The organism is Mesorhizobium sp. B2-4-6 (assembly GCF_006442775.1).
In the GTDB taxonomy this organism is placed as follows: Bacteria; Pseudomonadota; Alphaproteobacteria; order Rhizobiales; family Rhizobiaceae; genus Mesorhizobium.
In genome coordinates, this window is the sequence record NZ_VFVI01000002.1 from 532,060 (window position 1) to 549,392 (window position 17,333).

General features: G+C 56.2%; 20 protein-coding genes and 2 tRNA genes. 11 read left to right on the forward strand and 11 right to left on the reverse strand.

Annotated features, from left to right (window positions below):
* Window positions 1-75 precede the first annotated feature (75 nt).
* From FJ957_RS08485 to FJ957_RS08515, 7 genes are all read left to right on the forward strand, one after another.
* Window positions 76-1,512 (forward strand): FAD-binding oxidoreductase, encoded by a 1,437-nt coding sequence (locus FJ957_RS08485; protein WP_181180526.1) that lies wholly within the window; start codon window positions 76-78, stop codon window positions 1,510-1,512.
* Window positions 1,509-2,243, forward strand: coding sequence for a FadR/GntR family transcriptional regulator (locus tag FJ957_RS08490; protein WP_140830420.1), 735 nt, complete (start codon window positions 1,509-1,511; stop codon window positions 2,241-2,243). The genes FJ957_RS08485 and FJ957_RS08490 overlap by 4 nt, the downstream gene beginning before the upstream one ends.
* Window positions 2,244-2,245: 2 nt before the next feature.
* The gene (locus FJ957_RS08495; protein ID WP_181180527.1) at window positions 2,246-2,680 is read left to right on the forward strand and encodes a VOC family protein; all 435 of its coding nucleotides are present in this window, start codon (window positions 2,246-2,248) and stop codon (window positions 2,678-2,680) included.
* Window positions 2,681-2,747: 67 nt separating this feature from the next.
* Window positions 2,748-3,800: an ABC transporter substrate-binding protein gene (locus FJ957_RS08500; RefSeq protein WP_181180528.1), complete on the forward strand. Its 1,053-nt coding sequence runs from the start codon at window positions 2,748-2,750 to the stop codon at window positions 3,798-3,800.
* Complete coding sequence (locus FJ957_RS08505) at window positions 3,800-4,573, forward strand: ABC transporter ATP-binding protein (protein ID WP_140830881.1); 774 nt, start codon at window positions 3,800-3,802, stop codon at window positions 4,571-4,573. Before FJ957_RS08500 ends, FJ957_RS08505 begins: the two co-directional genes overlap by 1 nt.
* Window positions 4,570-5,325: an ABC transporter permease gene (locus FJ957_RS08510; protein ID WP_140830424.1), complete on the forward strand. Its 756-nt coding sequence runs from the start codon at window positions 4,570-4,572 to the stop codon at window positions 5,323-5,325. Before FJ957_RS08505 ends, FJ957_RS08510 begins: the two co-directional genes overlap by 4 nt.
* 143 nt (window positions 5,326-5,468) lie before the next feature.
* Window positions 5,469-6,008 carry a hypothetical protein gene (locus FJ957_RS08515; protein WP_319022984.1) on the forward strand — a complete coding sequence of 180 codons (540 nt, stop codon included), beginning with the start codon at window positions 5,469-5,471 and terminating at the stop codon, window positions 6,006-6,008.
* Window positions 6,009-6,255: 247 nt separating this feature from the next.
* On the opposite strand, the gene FJ957_RS08520 is transcribed toward FJ957_RS08515, so the two are convergent.
* A tRNA-Asp gene (locus FJ957_RS08520) sits at window positions 6,256-6,332 on the reverse strand.
* Between the two features lie 218 nt (window positions 6,333-6,550).
* On the opposite strand from FJ957_RS08520, the gene FJ957_RS08525 reads away from it, so the two are divergent.
* Window positions 6,551-6,626: transfer RNA gene (locus FJ957_RS08525), tRNA-Val, on the forward strand.
* 559 nt (window positions 6,627-7,185) lie between these two features.
* Here the strand turns inward: FJ957_RS08525 and FJ957_RS08530 are convergent.
* From FJ957_RS08530 to FJ957_RS08565, 8 genes are all read right to left on the reverse strand, one after another.
* Window positions 7,186-8,079, reverse strand: a complete 894-nt coding sequence (locus FJ957_RS08530; protein WP_140830425.1) for a hypothetical protein — start codon at window positions 8,077-8,079, stop codon at window positions 7,186-7,188.
* Between the two features lie 215 nt (window positions 8,080-8,294).
* Window positions 8,295-8,798: a hypothetical protein gene (locus FJ957_RS08535; protein ID WP_140830427.1), complete on the reverse strand. Its 504-nt coding sequence runs from the start codon at window positions 8,796-8,798 to the stop codon at window positions 8,295-8,297.
* Window positions 8,799-9,736: 938 nt separating this feature from the next.
* Window positions 9,737-10,135, reverse strand: coding sequence for a hypothetical protein (locus FJ957_RS08540; protein WP_140830428.1), 399 nt, complete (start codon window positions 10,133-10,135; stop codon window positions 9,737-9,739).
* Window positions 10,136-10,436: 301 nt separating this feature from the next.
* The gene (locus FJ957_RS08545; protein WP_140830430.1) at window positions 10,437-10,940 is read right to left on the reverse strand and encodes a hypothetical protein; all 504 of its coding nucleotides are present in this window, start codon (window positions 10,938-10,940) and stop codon (window positions 10,437-10,439) included.
* Window positions 10,937-12,100, reverse strand: a complete 1,164-nt coding sequence (locus FJ957_RS08550; RefSeq protein WP_140830432.1) for a hypothetical protein — start codon at window positions 12,098-12,100, stop codon at window positions 10,937-10,939. Before FJ957_RS08550 ends, FJ957_RS08545 begins: the two co-directional genes overlap by 4 nt.
* Window positions 12,101-12,257: 157 nt before the next feature.
* Entirely contained in the window at window positions 12,258-12,551 is a 294-nt protein-coding gene (locus FJ957_RS08555; protein WP_140830433.1) for a hypothetical protein, read from the reverse strand.
* A 14-nt stretch (window positions 12,552-12,565) separates the two neighbouring features.
* Window positions 12,566-13,258 (reverse strand): SOS response-associated peptidase, encoded by a 693-nt coding sequence (locus FJ957_RS08560; protein ID WP_140830435.1) that lies wholly within the window; start codon window positions 13,256-13,258, stop codon window positions 12,566-12,568.
* Window positions 13,259-13,263: 5 nt separating this feature from the next.
* The gene (locus FJ957_RS08565; RefSeq protein ID WP_140830437.1) at window positions 13,264-13,629 is read right to left on the reverse strand and encodes a hypothetical protein; all 366 of its coding nucleotides are present in this window, start codon (window positions 13,627-13,629) and stop codon (window positions 13,264-13,266) included.
* A gap of 145 nt (window positions 13,630-13,774) precedes the next feature.
* On the opposite strand from FJ957_RS08565, the gene FJ957_RS08570 reads away from it, so the two are divergent.
* Complete coding sequence (locus tag FJ957_RS08570; protein ID WP_140830438.1) at window positions 13,775-14,044, forward strand: hypothetical protein; 270 nt, start codon at window positions 13,775-13,777, stop codon at window positions 14,042-14,044.
* An 835-nt stretch (window positions 14,045-14,879) separates the two neighbouring features.
* Here FJ957_RS08570 and FJ957_RS08580 read toward each other — a convergent pair.
* Window positions 14,880-15,104: a helix-turn-helix transcriptional regulator gene (locus FJ957_RS08580; RefSeq protein ID WP_140830442.1), complete on the reverse strand. Its 225-nt coding sequence runs from the start codon at window positions 15,102-15,104 to the stop codon at window positions 14,880-14,882.
* Window positions 15,105-15,115: 11 nt separating this feature from the next.
* Here FJ957_RS08580 and FJ957_RS08585 point away from each other — a divergent pair, with 11 nt between their 5' ends.
* Window positions 15,116-15,766, forward strand: coding sequence for a hypothetical protein (locus tag FJ957_RS08585; protein WP_140830443.1), 651 nt, complete (start codon window positions 15,116-15,118; stop codon window positions 15,764-15,766).
* Window positions 15,723-16,178 (forward strand): hypothetical protein, encoded by a 456-nt coding sequence (locus tag FJ957_RS08590; protein ID WP_140830445.1) that lies wholly within the window; start codon window positions 15,723-15,725, stop codon window positions 16,176-16,178. Before FJ957_RS08585 ends, FJ957_RS08590 begins: the two co-directional genes overlap by 44 nt.
* 29 nt (window positions 16,179-16,207) lie before the next feature.
* Here FJ957_RS08590 and FJ957_RS08595 read toward each other — a convergent pair whose 3' ends face one another.
* Window positions 16,208-17,311 (reverse strand): hypothetical protein, encoded by a 1,104-nt coding sequence (locus FJ957_RS08595; protein ID WP_140830447.1) that lies wholly within the window; start codon window positions 17,309-17,311, stop codon window positions 16,208-16,210.
* Window positions 17,312-17,333: the final 22 nt, after the last annotated feature.

Consider the following 17,333-nt stretch of genomic DNA (forward strand, 5'->3'; position numbering starts at 1 on the left):
GTCAGGGAAGAAACCGTTGACTCGAACGAAGTTGTAGGATGATATGCATCACCCGATATCCAGACATGAACCTTCATGACCGTTCATCGCCTCTCGCCGGAAATCCTCAGCGCCATGGAAGGCGCAGTCGGCCGAAACGGCATCGCCGTGGAGCCGGCTGGAATGGCGAAATATCTGGGCGACTGGGCCGGCGATTATCGCGGCAACGCCCTGGCCGTGCTGCGGCCCGCATCGGTGGCCGAGATCCAGGCGCTGATGCGCCTATGCAATGAGCTCGGGCTGGGTGTCGTTCCGCAGGGCGGCAACACCGGACTGGTATCGGGCGCGATCGACAACAAAGGTGGCGGCCTGGTTGTCGTCAGCCTCGAGCGGCTGAACGCTATCCGGCAGATCGATACGAAAAACTTCACGCTGCGCGCCGACGCCGGTTGTGTGCTGCAGACGATCAAGGACGCTTGCGAGACGAAGGATTGCCTGTTCCCGCTGGCGCTCGGCGCGCAAGGCAGTTGCCAGATCGGCGGCAATGCGGCGACCAACGCGGGCGGCGTCAACGTGCTGCGCTACGGCATGGCGCGCGACCTGATCCTCGGGCTAGAGGTTGTGCTAGCGGATGGCGAACTGTGGAACGGCTTCTCCGGCCTTCGCAAGAACAACAGCGGCTATGACCTGAAGCAGCTTTTCATCGGCTCAGAGGGCACGCTCGGCATCATTACGGGTGTCGAGGTCAAGCTGTTTCCGAAACCGGCCAAAACAGAGACCGCCTATCTCGGCCTGGCCTCGTTCGAGGCGGCCGTTGAGCTGTTCAACGGGGCGCGCCGCGACTGTTCGGACCTGATCTCCGCTTTCGAGATCATCGGCTCGGAATGCATCGAGCTCGCCCGGCTGATCGACCCTGCATTGGGAGCGCCGGTCTCGGCGCCCGTCCAGGTGCTCATCGAATTGTCGTCCGGCGCCGCCATCGACCTCAACGGTCTGCTTGCCGGCTTTCTCGCCAAAGCCATGGAGAACGGCCTGGTGACCGACGCGGTTCTCGCCGCAAGCACCGCGCAGGCCAGGAGTTTTTGGGCCATCCGGGAAGGTCTCGTCGAAGGCCAAGCCAGGCGCGGCTATCATGTGCGCACCGATCTGTCGGTGAGGATTTCCGACATCCCGGCCCTGATCGAGCAGGCCCGCCGCTTCGTCGCGAAAGACCATTCCGGCTGGATCCCCCTCGCCTACGGCCACGCCGGCGACGGCAATATCCATTTCAACGTGCTGCCGCCTCTCGACCTTGCCGAGTACGAGGCTCGTGCACGTGGCGCTGAGGTCATTGCCGGGCTCTATGAAATCGCCGTCGGCCTCGGCGGCTCGATCAGCGCGGAGCACGGCATCGGCCGCAGCCGCCGCAAGGAATTCTGGGCCGGACTCTCGCCGGCGCATCGCCGCATGGTTGCGGCGCTGAAGAGCGCTCTCGATCCCAAGGGCCTGATGAATCCCGGCTGTCTGTTGCCCGCGACGGAAACTTTTCCATGAAGCAAAGACTGGCCGCCATCGGTACCATCGAAACCTTGCCGCATCGTGTCGCCGCTTTCCTCAGTCGCGAGATCGAATCGGGCGAGCTGAACCCCGGCGCACGGCTGCCGACCGAGCAGGAACTGTCGGAGAAATTCGGCGTCAGCCGCAATGTGGTGCGCGAAGCGATCGCCCAGCTTCGTGCCGATGGCCTGATCGAGGCGCGCCAGGGCATCGGCGCTTTCGTGCTCGCGCCTGAGCAACGGGCCGCGATCCGCATCGACCGCGAGGCGCTCAAGGACACGCACAACATGGAGCGGCTGTTCGAGCTACGCTGCATCCTCGAAGCCGAATCGGCGGCGCTGGCAGCGGCGCGGCGCAATCAGGAACATCTCGATTCGATCAAGGCGGCACTCGACCGCATGGGCGGCGAAGAGCGTTGGGAGGAAGGCAGCATCGACGCCGACCTGCTCTTCCACCGCGAGATCGCGCGCGCCACCGGCAATAGCTACATCCACACCTTCATTTCCTTCGTCTGCGAGCAGATCCGTCACTCGATCCACTACGCGCGCATGACCAATCCGCTGCACGACCTCGTGGAGATCAATGTCGGCGAGCATGTGCGCATCTATGACGCCCTGGTGGCGGGCGATCCGGAGGCGGCGGAAGCGGCGATGCGCGCGCACATCGTCGGTGCGGCCAACCGCGTCGGCGTCAAGCTGCCGCCCTCGAAAGCCAACGGAGCGAAATAGCCATGCCGGTAAGCATAACCCGCATCTCCGACGTCTGCCTGCTGGTCGAAAACATCGACAGGACGGTCGATTTCTACGTTGAAAAACTCGGCTTCCGCCTGCGCCGCCGCGCCGAGGGCTTTGCCGATTTCCACGGCGAGGGCGTCACGCTCGCCGCCTGGGAGCTCGACCACATCAACCGGCATACCGGCGTGTCCAACCTGAGATCGCCGCGCCACGCGCACAAAGTCTGCGTCGCCGTGCAGCTCGACGCGCCAGCCGATATCGACCGGCTGCATGGCGAACTGAGCGCCAACGGCGTGCCCTTCTACGGCCCGCCCGAAAACTATGTCTGGAATGCGCGCTGCGCCTATTTCACCGACCCGGACGGCACACTTTGGGAGCTTTACGCCTGGCTCGACGGCGGCCCTGGCGATCACCACGACGAACAGCCGTAGACGACGCCGCGCCGAAGGGAACGGCGCCTGAAGAAAAGACGAGAAAAGTCTGCAACAGGAGCGAAAAATGAATGGGAACAGGGACTTCGAATTGAACCGTCGCGCTTTCGTGAAAGGCGGCGTGGCAGCCGTTGCGGCCGCGTCGGCCGGCATGCAACTGGTGCTGACGCCCGGTGCGAAGGCCGCGGGCAAGGTCGTCATCCAGTATGATTGGCTGATGTCCAACGGACAGATCGGCGACATCGCGGCCGTCGCCAACGGCTATTTCAAGGATGCCGGGTTGGAGGTCGAATTCAGCCCCGGCGGCCCGAATGCGTCAACCGTGCCGCCGGTGATCTCGGGAGCCGCGCAGCTTGGCCAGTTCTCGGAAACGCCGCAGCTTTATTCCGCCCGCGCCAGCGGCGTGCCGGTCAAGATCATCGCCTGCGGCTTCCGCACCGGTCCTTATGCATTGACGTCCAAGCCCGCAAAACCGATCCGCGGCGCGGCCGACCTCAAGGGCAAGAAGATCGGCATCCAGCCGACGGCGCGCTTCATCATCGATGAGATCCTGGCCAAGAACGGCATCGATCCGTCGGAGGTGACCATCATCAATGTCGGCTTCGACAAGGCACCGCTGGTGCGGGGCGATGTCGACGCGATCGGCGGCTGGATCACCAATACCCAGGCGCTCAGCGTCGTCGGCGACGACCGCATCGACCTCCTGACGCGCGACCTCGGGCTGAGCTCCTACGCCGATGTCTATTTCGCCACCGACGCGGCGATCGAGAAGGATCCCGGGACGCTGGCGAAGTTCATCGGCGCTGTCGGCAAAGGCTGGGGCTGGGTGCACGCCAACCCGCAGGAAGCGGTCAAGAAGATGGTTGCCGCCTATCCGGAAATGGATCTCGGCTGGGAGGAAAAGACCGTCAATCTGGTGCTGAAACTCTCCTTCGACAGCGCCACCGCCAGGGACGGCTGGGGCACGTTCGATCCCGCCTCGATCGACGAACAGTTGGCGCTGCTCGACAAGGTCGGCCAGTATCCGAACGGCCGGCCGGCCGCCAAGGATGTCTACACCACCAAGATCCTGGAGCTTTCCGCCGCCGACCGGCCCAAGCTCGACGCGCCCGCGGCATGATGCCAAGCGCGATCGAAGCCCGACGGCTGGATGTCGGCTATGGCGGCCGGCAGACGGTCGTCAAAGTGCTCGCCGGCCTCGACTTGACTGTCGCGGCCGGTTCCTTCCTGTCGATCCTGGGGCCGTCCGGCTGTGGCAAGTCGACCTTGCTCAGGGTGGTAGCGGATCTGATCGACCCGCTCGGCGGCTCGATCAGCGTGCTTGGCGAAACGCCGCATACGGTGCGCTCGCGCCGCGATGTCGGCTTCGTTTTCCAGGATTCCACACTGCTGCCCTGGCGCACGGTGCGCGACAATGTGTGCCTGCCGCTTGGCGTCGGCCAGCGCAGTCTGACGCGAAAGATCGAGGACCGCAGCGCCGAACTGCTGGAATTGATGGGGCTCGGCGGGCTCAGTGAGCGCCTGCCGCACCAACTCTCCGGCGGCCAGCGCCAGCGCGTTGCGATCGCGCGTGCCCTCCTCGGCGAGCCCAAATTGCTGTTGATGGACGAACCTTTTGGCGCTCTGGACGAGATCACGCGCGACCGGTTGAACGACGAATTGCTGGCGCTCTGGCGGCGCACCGGCACGACGATCCTGTTTGTCACGCATTCGATTGCGGAAGCCGCCTATCTCGGCGAGCGCGTCATCGTGCTGGCCGCTAATCCTGGGCGCGTCGTCAAGGATCTCGACATGCGGCCCTTCAAGCAGGAAGGCAATCGCTGCAGCCGCGAAGATCCGGCGATCGTCGCCGCCATGGCCGATCTGCGCGTGGCGCTGGAGCACGCATCGTGAGACAGGCGCCGCTTTCCCCGCAAATGACCGTCACTCTTCCGGTCCTGGGCGCGGCTTCGATCCTGCTTGCCTGGCAATACATTCTGCCGTTGCTCGGCGTGCCGGCCTATATCGTGCCGACACCGACAGCGATCTTCGGTGTCTTCCAGAAGAATTTTACGCTTCTCATCGATAATCTGAGGCCGACGCTGATCGAAGCGGTGGCCGGCTTCGTCATCGGCGATCTGGCCGCCGTGCTGCTGGCCGTGCTCTTCGTCCACAGCCGCGTCCTGCAAGCCGCCTATTTCCCGATCGTACTCTTCTTCAACACCATCCCGATCCTGGCGCTGTCGCCGATCATCATCCTGATCTTCGGCCTCGGCATGACGCCGAAGATCGTCATCGCCGCGGTGATCTGCTTCTTCCCGACGCTGGTGAACATGATCCGCGGCCTCGATTCGGCCAGCGACAACGAACACGAGCTGTTCCGGGTACTGTCGGCGACGCGCTCGGAGGTTTTCTGGAGCCTGCGCCTACCCCGTGCCCTGCCGATGCTGTTCTCTTCGCTGAGGATCTCGTCAGCCACCGCCGTTATCGGCGCCATCGTCGGCGAGTGGATCGGCTCGGACAAAGGGCTCGGCGCGCTGATCATCCAGGCCACCTTCAATTACCAGTCCGACCGGCTCTACGCCGCGATCGTTCTGTCGTCATCGCTGTCGATCGCGCTGTTCTGCCTGGTGGTTCTGGTCGAGCGGCGGATCATCAAATACTGAGCCGGGCCATCGGCAGGAACCACCCGACGCTCTGCGCTCGCACGTCGAGTTAACGATAGCCTTCCGGCGCAATTAGGCATTCATCGCGCATTTAGTCGGTCTGCGATAGGATGCCTGCGTACAACCAAACCGGGAGACAATTCGTGTTAAAAACTTTTCGTGTCTCGATCCGAACGATGCTGGCCTTCATGTGTCTGGCCGGGTTGGTCGCCGCGGCGTCCGCCCTTTTCCCCACCTCGGCCTCGGCGCAGCAGCTGCGGCGATGCGCCGATGAAGGCGGCATATGCCGCTTGCCCTATCCCACGGAGGTGGTTTACGGCGCACGGGGTCGAACAACCTCGCGGTTTTTCGATCGACAGTCCGTGCCCTGCTCGAATCGCCTTTTTGGCGACCCCGCTCCCGGCCGCGACAAGGCCTGCTATTTCGTGGCGCGCGGCGGCGGTTATGGCGATGACAACAATTACGGGGACAACGACTACGGCTCACGCCCGGACCGCGGCGAATGGGTAGCCTGCGCCAGGGAGGGTGAGTTCTGCGGTTTCCGCGGCCGCGCGATGGTCAGATACGGCGCACGTGGCCAATACACGCAGAATGTTTTCAGGAATGGCGTCCGCTGCGGCAACAACGCTTTCGGCGATGATCCCGCTCCGGGCGCTCACAAGCGCTGTTACGTCCGGCAATAGAGCAATTCCAGGAAAAGTGTGAGCGGTTGGGCACGGTGCCTTTGCCGTAGCCTTCGGTCCGGAATTGCGTAAAAACAAAGAGATAGTGGGTTTCGCCGTTTCCGTGAAGCGGTGAAACGCACTAGCGACCTGAACCCGGCCTTCGACAAGGTGGCGGCCCGGCAGGGGCCACTACCGCTTACTACGCGGACCACGTGCTAACGTGCTCAACAAGCCGAATTTCCAAATGGTCCTGCCAAGGAAATAATGGCGCGAGTGACGGGGCTCGAACCCGCGACCTCCGGCGTGACAGGCCGGCACTCTAACCGACTGAGCTACACCCGCGCACTGACGAGCACGTGTCAGGCGTGTTCGTCGTTGGGCGCTGGATAAGGGGTTCGTTTGCGGGTGTCAAGCACGGCATTCAAGCATTACAGCAATCAGGAGAAGGTTTTTTGACAGCGGCGCTGGAGCTGGGGAAATCTGCCCCACAGGTGGGCGCGCCGTCTGCTCATTTGGCCTTGCGAATACGGCCCTAACTGCTTAAAGGTCCGCGCTCAAGCGGGCGATTAGCTCAGTTGGTAGAGCGCTTCGTTTACACCGAAGATGTCGGCGGTTCGAGCCCGTCATCGCCCACCAGTCCGCCTTTGAGAAATAGCGCTCTTCCACTCCCAAAATCGCTGATAAATCAGTTGCTTGCGCAATCTACGACGTTTTTGGTCGAGCGTCAAACAAGTCTGACTGACTGAGCTAATCGCCCGCTATTCCGAGCCGAATCGCCAGATAGCTGTGACACCAGTGTGACCTGACATGCGCAGCTTGGTGTCGTGAGGCACTTTATAGAGCGAACATAGTGAGGAGCCCCGATCCTCTCTCCCAACAGGAAAAGAGTTTACACATTGGCATTCGCCAAAAGAATACGCGGCGCTGCCACGCACCCCTTCGTTTCTGAGTTGTACACTTACTGACGGCGGGTAGTGGGGGTGCCCACAGGTGACAGGCCGGGGGTTGCAATATGTGTATATGCCGACGCCCCGGGCGCCAGTTTCGAGATCTGTAAACTTTCAGGCCTGTATGTCCGTCGGGGGTGGTCCTAGAAGGCATTTCCTTGCCCTATATAGCGGTCCCACAGTCGCTTTGCCGAGTTAAGGGGACGTCCGCTGCGCCCACATACTAAACGCGCTTGGGACCGGTCTTTTCAAGCTTTTGGGGTGGCTTGTCCCTTGTCCTTATAGATAGTCGGTTCCAGATCGGTACCGTCGCATACTTTTGCAGTTGCAGCAGGACCACGAAGGTGCTCTCGCAAGCGGTAACCTGCGTACTCCGGTGTCTCTTTCTTGGCTAGGAAGAGCTTCATAGCGAGAGGATGCCGTTCGTTTCCGTTCAACTGTTCCTGGCCATCCAACAAATCATCAACGAGGCTTGCCGAGCGCTTTGCGGATATTCTCATGCCTCCCATTCGCTCCCGATAGGCATCTAGCATCACTCCCGAGAGTTCATCGCCATATTCCGTAGCGACAATGAAACTATCGTGGATCGGAAGGACGGGAATTCCTCGGTTCATCATTCTCATGATGACATTTTCCGCGATGTCGGAATCTAGCCGCTGAAGCCTAATGCCTTCGCCAGATCGAAAGTATTCCGCGATGGGTTCATGCTTATCCAAGATCGCCTGTTGAAGGCCCTTCCAAGATATCCCCTCTGGGAGTGCTGGCCTCGACGGAGCTTGAATTCGCCCCGGAGCATTGATCATTTTAAGAGTAGCGGTCTTCACAAGAGGGCGAAGCTCGGATGGGAAGCCGTCAATAGCGTAGGCGTCCCCTTCAATTTGCTGGCCAATTTTCGCGTAGAGCATCGCGGGTTGCATGCTCGAAAAATCGATCTCCACAGTGGGAACGCCATTGATGGTTATGAAGCGGCGGTATTCCTTGGGAACGTTTTGCCACCACCCCCCATAGAAGCGTCCTCCGTGATCGAAGCTGCCGTCATTGAAAACGCGATAAAGGCTGTTGGCAGAAGCTAGGTCGATCAGACAGGAGCCATGCTGAAAGGAGCCGAACTCGTCTTCGCCCCGGTCCTTTCGCTTCTGCAATTCGGCTATCTCCTCGTCGGTAAGGAACAGATTGATCCGTGCTTCGGACCGAAGGAATGAGTTGTAGCTACGTAAGTGAGATTCCATCTGGTGGGTTTCAGGCGTTGGTTCGAAATTAACGAAACGTGAGTCCTTTTTTGAAGACCCCTTTCGTAGGCGAATGATTGGAAGCTCTTCTTTCTGGAAGACCCGCTCAAAGTTGTATATATAGAAGTTTAAATCGAAAGTGTTCCTAGTAATGGATTGGATTGGTTATATGGCTCTTGGTATTTAACTTCTTTAATGTTCTCTTTTATGAAGTTCGTGACGTTTTTCAGTAATCTTTCTGATATCCATAACTCCGTGGGGTATCCGACACCTCGCAGCTTGTCGAAATTCCCTCCCCTTTTGTGGATAAGTGGAGGATTGGAGCCTACAAGGTAGTCCACAACCTTACGAATGGCCCGAATCCCAACCTCAAATGGATTGAATGGTCCCTTGAGAAAGCCGTCGTTGCTGAGATCGATTTTGATGCCGTGAGAGGGTTGCAGGGCGTAGGATCGAAGAAGATTGGCGAGTATCACGCTTAAGGCCGTCTTGATATTATGGACAGCATGCTCTCTCCTTTGCTTACCTGCTCCCTTGGCGATGTTTTCGGCTATAGGCGATACGAAGGGATCAAGCGATGAAGACAGTCTCAGGGTTCGATCAAGCCAAGGGGAATTGCCGTTGTAGATCATGGCTGCACCCAATCCGGCAACTGAGCCAGTTGAGCCTCAACCTCAGGAGAGACATCTCCAACCGCTTCCCTGATAACACGGCGCAGTCCCACCTTCCCTCTTACAAAGCTCACTCTTCTCCATGCTGGTCTCCCGTTGTAGGAGCCCTTTCGCACCTGAAGAATCCATTGGATTCCGTCCTTGCAAACGATGACTCTCCATCTCTCATTAATCCGAAGGGCAACGTGGCAGTAGGTATCGCTTTTTTCCTTTTCATCGGGGGCAGGCACCGGTCCCAGAACGCTATCAGGAAGACAAAAGGCAATATCTGCCTCCTCGGCCCCGGATGCGTCTGTGGCTGCTTCAATATCACTGCAAAATATTCTGTTGCTTACCTTCGTGAAACTCGCCTCTTCATTTACTTGGTCTACGCCATGTGCGTGACGTCTTCTCGGTATAAAGCCTAACTTTAAAATTAAATTTTGTAGCAAAGGTATGTCCTCTATTTTAGAATAATCTATTACGTATTTCTATAGCAAAAATCCCCAGCGCCCCAACAGGGCGGCAGGTTAGAGCCGACTCAATTTTCTCTGGAAAAAAATAAACGCGACCTATTTGGAAGCGCACTCTTGCCGGGGAAGGCCTATTTAACCTTCGATAGTATAATTATATCAAAAATTGATCAAATTGTCAATACTGGTGACGACGCCGGCTTGCGGTCATCGATAGGTAGCGGAGGCTCAACCGTGGGCGCAGCCCGAGGAGCGTTCTGGCACTCACAGACGGGTCCCACAGTCCACTCGGACATTCGGGCCATCGCGAGTAGGCTAAGAGATCTGCCAAATCGTGGGACCGCTCTGTTCCTGGCGACCATTCATTCGTGCGGCGAAGGTCACGGCTTCGGCGAAGGTTCGTGCTTCAGTTCCCCTCAACGCGGCCAAACGGTGCAGGCCAATTCGTTACCTCGTCGGCCAACCGGTCGTGTCGATGTACATCACGAATTCGAAGTTCTCGAACCGGTCTTCGCTGTCAAGCCGATACACGGCGCCTCTTTCGACCAGGACGATCAACGGCTGGAAATCTTCTGCGATGATAGCCCACCAATAACCGTCTGTGATCGTGGTCGGATCGACCGTGTAGTGTTCATCCAGCAGCTCATCTTCCGTTAGCTTCCCCGCCTGCGGCCAGGCGCTTGTGTCTATGGGCATGAGCAGATCGCATTCGATCAGATTATAAGGCCAGTCGTCACCCATGCGAGTGGCTGTTTGTTCGCTTCCGATATTGACGACATAAATGATCTCGGGTTGCGCACCGTCTGACAAAATGCTTGCCCACCAGTAGCCACTCTGAACCTGCATAACGATCCTCCCTGAGGTCGCAGACGCCCATGGCGATAGGGCGAACAAAGTTAACGTTGAGTGGGGAGTTGTGTTGGGCAGCTGTGCTGCTCGTTTTCTACGACGTAAGGGCTCCCCCATCCGTCGGTTATTAAGGCGGCCTTGCGTCCAGGTACCCAAAGGCCTGCTTTTTCTTAGGGCACTCTCAAAGGGTATCTAAGCTGTACGAGCAGTCAAGAGGCTGCAAATCTGAAGTGTCGTCCCGTGCTTCCTGAGGCTGCCAGTATTGCCTTGAGACCAGTTAGCCCGCGCTTCATCGCGGTCAGATTGCGGCTTGCAATTTTAGGTCCAGGGTTTTCCGTGAGGCGGTCAAATTGCTTGCTGCCGTCCAAAAATCCTTCATGGACATCAGGTCGTCTGTTTTCTGGACAATCGCGTTCATTGACAGGATCTTGCTCTGGTAATCGGCGAGTTCTTTCTCTGCGACTTTAGCCACTTTAACAGGCAGCGTCTTTGTGCGCGCAAACTGATCGTTCAAGTTCTCGATTAGCTTGCTTCTCGTTGCGGTGCTGACAGCTTTGTCCGAAAACATCTCTGTCGAAAATGCAGCAGCATAGACCTGAAACTCTCGCGTCGAGTCGATCAGTGCGTTCACCTCGGCGGCACGCTGCTGCCTACTCCAAAGCATGGATTCAACGCCATAGGTTCCCGCCAAAGTGGCGAGCGCCATCGAGACCGTGCTCAGCGCCAGCACCCAACGAGGGGTCTCGGTTTCTCGCCACCAACTCGGCGATATGAAAGGGACTTCTCCCTGCTCTTTTGTCATTTTGTAAGCCTGTCTGCTTTCGGCGCAGCGCCGGACGACTTGGCCTCGACCCCTGAACTGATTTGGGTCCGCTTTCGCGCTTGAGCCTCAATTGTACAGAGTTCCTGCCAGCGCTGATAGCCCATGGCGACCATATCGTCCATGACCTCTTGCTGAATGTCGCTGACGCATTCCTGGGATATCTGGCCACTGTCGGTACTGTTTTCAATCACAATCTTCGTCGTTGACAGATCGCCTGCCGAAGCCAGCGCAGCTGAAAGCGCCATGAATACCCCGGCCACCAAGGGTATGATATTTTTCGAATACACAACAATATGACCGGGAGAATTAATCGATATGCGCTGATCCGGTATATCTTGAGAGAAATCAAGCTTCGACACAACTACAGATATAGATGTGCTTTTTACGTTTTTTATGTTTCCCTCTTGATTATTTTCGTGTAATGCAGCCGCATACAAAACTATCTGTTGGAATAGGAAATTATCAAGAGACGAGAATTCTTGAGATTTGACGTTAAATTTGCAAACAAAATTCCCATTGTAAAAATATCTTTCATACATCAAGTCGAAAATTTCTTCAAAATATATGTTTTCTATCTGCCTTAGTGGGTTTGGGCTCGGAATTTTGCGCTCAAGCCAAAGGGGAATCTGATTACGGGAAACTCGAGCCTTCCAACGCACTTTGCGGACTGGAATTCTTTCTTTCGGGAACTGAGGCGCGTACGCAAAGGAAATCTTGTCATCGATTACCTCGCCGAACAAAACGTCATCGTCGAAATTTTGCGGGGGGACAATGATGATGTCACCCGCTCTAACTTGATGAAAAAATCCGCGAACCAGCCCCGCAAACTGTTGCCTGGCTCTCGTAACGCGGTGTCTACCCAATTCTTTTACAGTGCGAGGCGGAAGCTTATCTTTCGGCCGACCCTCGCGATGCCATTCAGCTATTCGATCCGAGAGAACGACACGTTGGACCAAGTCTTTTACTTTTCGAAGGTCCTCGTTCGGCTCGAACGGGAATCCAGGAATCTCTAGAAATACGACGCTATCGTCCCGCATCGTCGAATAGTATCTGTAGCCATCCCCCGGAAACATTATGTAACAGCGCTGGTCGTCGCGCAAAAACCTAGTGCGGATGTCTACCGCAATTTTGCGTGGCATATGTGCCCCCCCAAATGTGGTGAGGACTGATAACATATAGTCTACCAGGCTGCGAATCCGATTTGCGAGCTTTCAATGCCATCTCTCGGCTACGCAAACGTTCGTGTGATTGAAAAATCGGATACCGGCCAAGTCTGCTGGGGCTATTGCTCAATGATCATGCTCTGCCCTCAGTAATGCTCTCCTCGTCCAGTGGATAGCATATTGGAAGATAGACGTTAGCGACTAGCCAATCGCTTAGAATCGTTTCCACCAAATCCGCCTTCTGAACTGCCATCTCAATTGCGAGACTGTTGAGCGCTTCATCGATGCCTTGCTCAAGGGCAAGTCCGCTTGCATTACGGATCAGTAGCGCGGCTCTACGAAGCAGCACTTGCAAATCAGCTCGTGAGCCGTCTGCGATGTGGTCCGCGGTGCGTTCCAGGTCCTGTAGAAATATGTGGCGAGACATCGAATGGCCCCCATTCAAAGCAATACTATCGGCTTGATTAGCCCGGAATGGTCGTTGGGCTGTTTGTTGATCGCAGCAGCATTCACGTCTCGGCCCACGCGATAGAACTGCAGTTCCCCGTCGATATCGTGGCGAAGAATGTCCCTCAGATCGCTAACAGGCGTCCTAGGGTCCAGCCAGGCGTCATAGTAGGCCGGATTGAGAATGAGCGGCTGGCGGTCATGCACCTGGTTGACTGGTGCGGCTGAAGGCTGCGTGATGATCGTGCAACTCGTTACGTCCAGATTAGAATTGTAAGCCCATAGGCCGGCGAATGAGAACGGCGCATGATCTGGTTGGCAAATATGCCAAGGGTCGCGCTTTCCGTCCGCAGGCGAAATCGTCCATTCGTAATAGCCGTCGGCGGGGATCAAGCACCGGCTTGATTTGAAGGCGTCCCGAAAGGCCGATGTCGTGTCGACGGTCTCGATGCGAGCATTAAACATCGCTGCTTTGGGCATCTCTTTTGCCCAGAATGGCACCAGCCACCAGCGGCCGGCACGGACTTTGTGATTGCCATCGTCAGCAGCTGTGATGAAAGGGACCTCATCGGTCGGCGCTATGTTGTAACGCGGAGCATCGTTGCGGCCGACATCGGCCGGCGCCGTCAGCCTGTAGAGGCGATGAATTTCTGACCACGGCAGGTAGCGGGTGTAGCGGCCACACATAGGTTCTACTTGCTATCGTAGGCAAAGGGATCGCGGCCTATTTCGTCTCCTGGCCCAAGCTGACGGCTCGGATTCAAATAGCCGGCAATGTCATAGCCTTCGAACAGCCATTGCTGGAATTCCTCGTCATTAACGCGGTCGAGGAACCCGGCGAAATATTGGTTGCAAAGCTCATTGAGGAGGCTCTGTAATTTCTGAGCTTGAGCTTTCGTGACGCCTGGTTTCAAAGCCAAGCCGTATCGGATTCCGGGCAGCGAGAGAATTGCCTGTCCTTCCAGGTCGATGACGAACCTACCGTTTTGCATCCCGCGCATGCCGAAATAGACGCCCGCAGCTTCGATGGGAACTACATATCCCGGTTCTCGTGCCATGGCCTTTGATCCTGATTAGGTGCCGACAGTGAACAAAATAAGAACAAAAGAGTCAAGAGCCCTTGACCAACCAGGAATATGTTCCTCACTTCAGCATATGCCGGAACAACCCGAAAAATGGCCGCGAGGTCAGGCTTGGACATTGATGCATGCCCATGATGCCGGGCAAATCGCACGCATCTCGTGCGGCCATTGCCATATCACGCGGTACTATAAACCCGCCGAACTACGCGAGGTGCTCGGCAACCTCACAATCGAGGACGTGCGGAATAAGGTTCGCTGCCAGGTCTGCGGGAAGACACAATGGATGTCGGCCGAGCTTTTCCATGCATACGGCGAGGAACTGGTCACGATCCGTTTCCGGCGCCTGAAGGAAATTCGCTGGGAGCGGCGGGTTGTATGGCGGGACGAGTAGCCAGCCTCAGCTTGGGGCGCCTGACAGTTTGCATGTCGGGACCTTATTAGGGGGACCTTAGCGGAACCCGTTCCGACTCTTATCTACTTGCCACGATCGGGCTATGGCATGCGAACGGCGTGAGGTCGAGCCTCCTTATGCATTCGCATATCGTAATACAGTTCCACAACGATGACGCGGCAATGTTCGTGATACAAATCTCGTTCTCGCACGAAAACATCTCCGTCCTTTTCGATTATACGATCCACGTTGCCCGATATGTCCTCCTTTCTGTAGCTAAGCTTGCTTATGGGCTTGCGTACATCGGTATCTGAAAACGACACGGGCAGAAACCTGTGAGCGAATATGTTTCTCACCTCCCTTATGAGATGTAGGTCCTTTCTAACAACCTGCCCATAGAGACCGAGCGCAAAACCCATTTCGATTGTCTGGGAAAAAGAACCTAGCGGTCCCGCATGGCCAACCAGCTTTCTTGCGTCGGTTACGGACATCGAAACGAGGCGATGAAAGAGGCATTGCCTCAGCACAGTCTCGACGTAGCTCGCGCCAAGAATGGCCGCTGAGCGATCACTGCCATTTCCCATTTCAAGCAGGATCTCATCGAATTCGCCATCGGTTGCTGAGCGCCATGCGTCGTCATCGGCTGGCGACGGTTTTCTTCGATCTTTGTAACGAGGCGCTGAGGCCTTCTCAGGTGGCTTGGGCGGCCGGCGAGCCATACTTCTGTGCCTCCTCTGAGCCACGAGAAGTCCTAGGTGTTTCGCTTAAATCGGCCTCTGTCAAGGACATCAAAAGCTAGCTAAGGCACACCCGAACCCCGAAGCGAACTGAGACGCTAGGCTTCGTTCTCAGTGTCAGGGCGAACGAGGTCGACATGGCTTACGCCAATGGCCTGAGCTAACTCATAAAGCGTAATGACGGTTGGGTTGCGCTTACCTTGCTCAAGACCGCTGAGATATTGCTGACTGAAACCCGAACGCGATTCCACGTCCTCCTGGGTAAAACCGCGTTCACGGCGCAGCCGGGCGAAGTTCCGTCCAACCAATCTGCGCATGTCCATACAAGAACGGATTGCAGGTCGGGCGCTTTGAGTTTATCAACTTTAATATGTATTTCGGGGTCGGCCTTGCATTGAAGGCTGTAATTTGTTGGGGGGCAACCATGTTGGCTTGGCTCAAGGATAAGCTCGCCAGGGGGGCGACTGAGAAACAGGTAAGAGACGAAATGGCTGCTGCCATTAGCGCAATAACAAAGTACGGCGGAGCTGATCGCGTTGTCTGGGCTTATGTGGACTATTTCCTCAACAATGAAGACAAAATGGACCGGCTCTTGAATGGGCTGCTCAAAGCGAATGAATACCCGACGAAGCGGATGACAATAAGCTTTGCTGCAATCAACTCGATCATGGCAGCTCGCAGGGACCTTGAAGTGAATCTTCACGACGAGAACGCAAAAGCCCGCTTAGGGATCGCCGAGCAAGCCTTTCTTTTGTCTTGGCTGCATCTGGAGGAGCAGGACATTGCGCGGATCACACCCGAGGAATTCAGTGCAGGGGTAGAGCGAACCTTCGGTGTGATGCAGAAGACCCGGAACGCTAGCCAAATCTACGCGGCCATGCCGCATCGTAAGATCGCTGACGAGCGCATGAAGTTAGGTCGTGAAGCGCTCGCAAAGTGGCATGCAACAGACGTACGCAGCTTCCAATTTACAGTCCCGATTTGATACCGAGCCGCAGCGGATGTCAGCTTGGCTTTTCGCGAGAAAGTTCCTGATCGAGGCAGTCCATTCTGCCTTGTTCGTAGCGGCATTTCACTGGATGGCGGAAACCCCGTTTCAGATGTTCGTGATTTTTGCTCTCTTCACAATCTTTCTGAAGGTGAGGAATGGCAGCGATTTTGCTGAGGTCCGCGCCCACAACTATCTCGTGCTCCGCTACATCCGGGCAAGGGACACCGGACTGTCTTCCATGGCCACCAACATTGAGACCGTCTTTGACGGAGGAGACGTACTAGGTCAGTTCGCCGACGAAAAGAAACATCTGGTTTCTGCTCAGTACTCCGGTCAGATTTTCAGCCGCATCATCTCTGTTGCTTCACAAGCTTGGATGTTGGGCTTCCTCGCTTGGAGCTTATAGACAGCCCTTGGGGCTGCGTCGCTCCGAAGCTAATCAGAACTCGAGTGATGCCTTGGACGCTTGCCCGGGTTCCAAGGAAGCGTTTGCGCTCGATCTGCCTGTTTGATGATCGTCAGTACCTGCTTAATCGGCGAAGGACGCGCGGATTTCATTTTGGGTTTCGATCTTTTCAGAGGAACGCCAACCGCCAGCCGGCTAAGCCAATTGGCGCCTATCGCAAACTCTGGCCAGCGGTAGATACCCCACCGAATAAAGCTGCCCAATACAGCACCATAAAATACTGAGTACCCTACCAATTGTTCGATCGGTGCAACGCCACCATAGGGCGATACTGCAAGATGCGTCGCCGCGCCAATTAATAGCCCAAACAAAGCGCCGAAACTAATAGCAAAGTGCCTAACCTTAAAAATGCACACCAGCGCCGCAAACACTAACCCAAAACAAATACCAACTTTCGCACTAAAAATAGCAGATTGAGAAACCATGTTGAAAACATCAATGTCCTGGGAGCTTTTCCCGACGTAATTTTGGAGAAATACATTTAACCAAGATGCGTATTCATCCGTCACGGAGCCGCCATACCAATCAAACAAGCCTACTAGGGCACCAGCTACAGCTCCACCGCAGCAGCCGATTACCGAAATCCAAATTACCGAACTAGCAATATCAGCCATCTTAGCCGCCCAGACTCTTTGTTGTTTGAAATTGCCGAGACCATCTGATGGCGGAAATTGATCAACTAGCAGTGGAAGATAGACCCTCATTGTCCTCCACTGTTCCTCCGTGAGGCACATCATCCCCGAACCTACCTTGATATGCACCCTCCCGTTTTTGACGCTGACCACAACCAGCGAATCGCCGTCTTGCCTGCTGGTCGATGCCAGCGCATTTCTCTCTTTGCTGGCCGATCGCTCCATATTCAGTAGGCTGCTGTGGTACTGCATGTAGGCAATATTCGGTCCGCGTGTGACAAATTGGTTGTACAGATACTGACTCCAACTCAGCCCGAGATAACTAAGGTGTCTATCTACTAAATCTACCCATATAAAGAAACTAAAAGATAACACAAACGCAAAAACTAACTTTATCCAATTAACAAATTCGTGGATGTCAGTTAAGTCTACGTTAGACATATTGGGTTGTCCTGTTCAGACC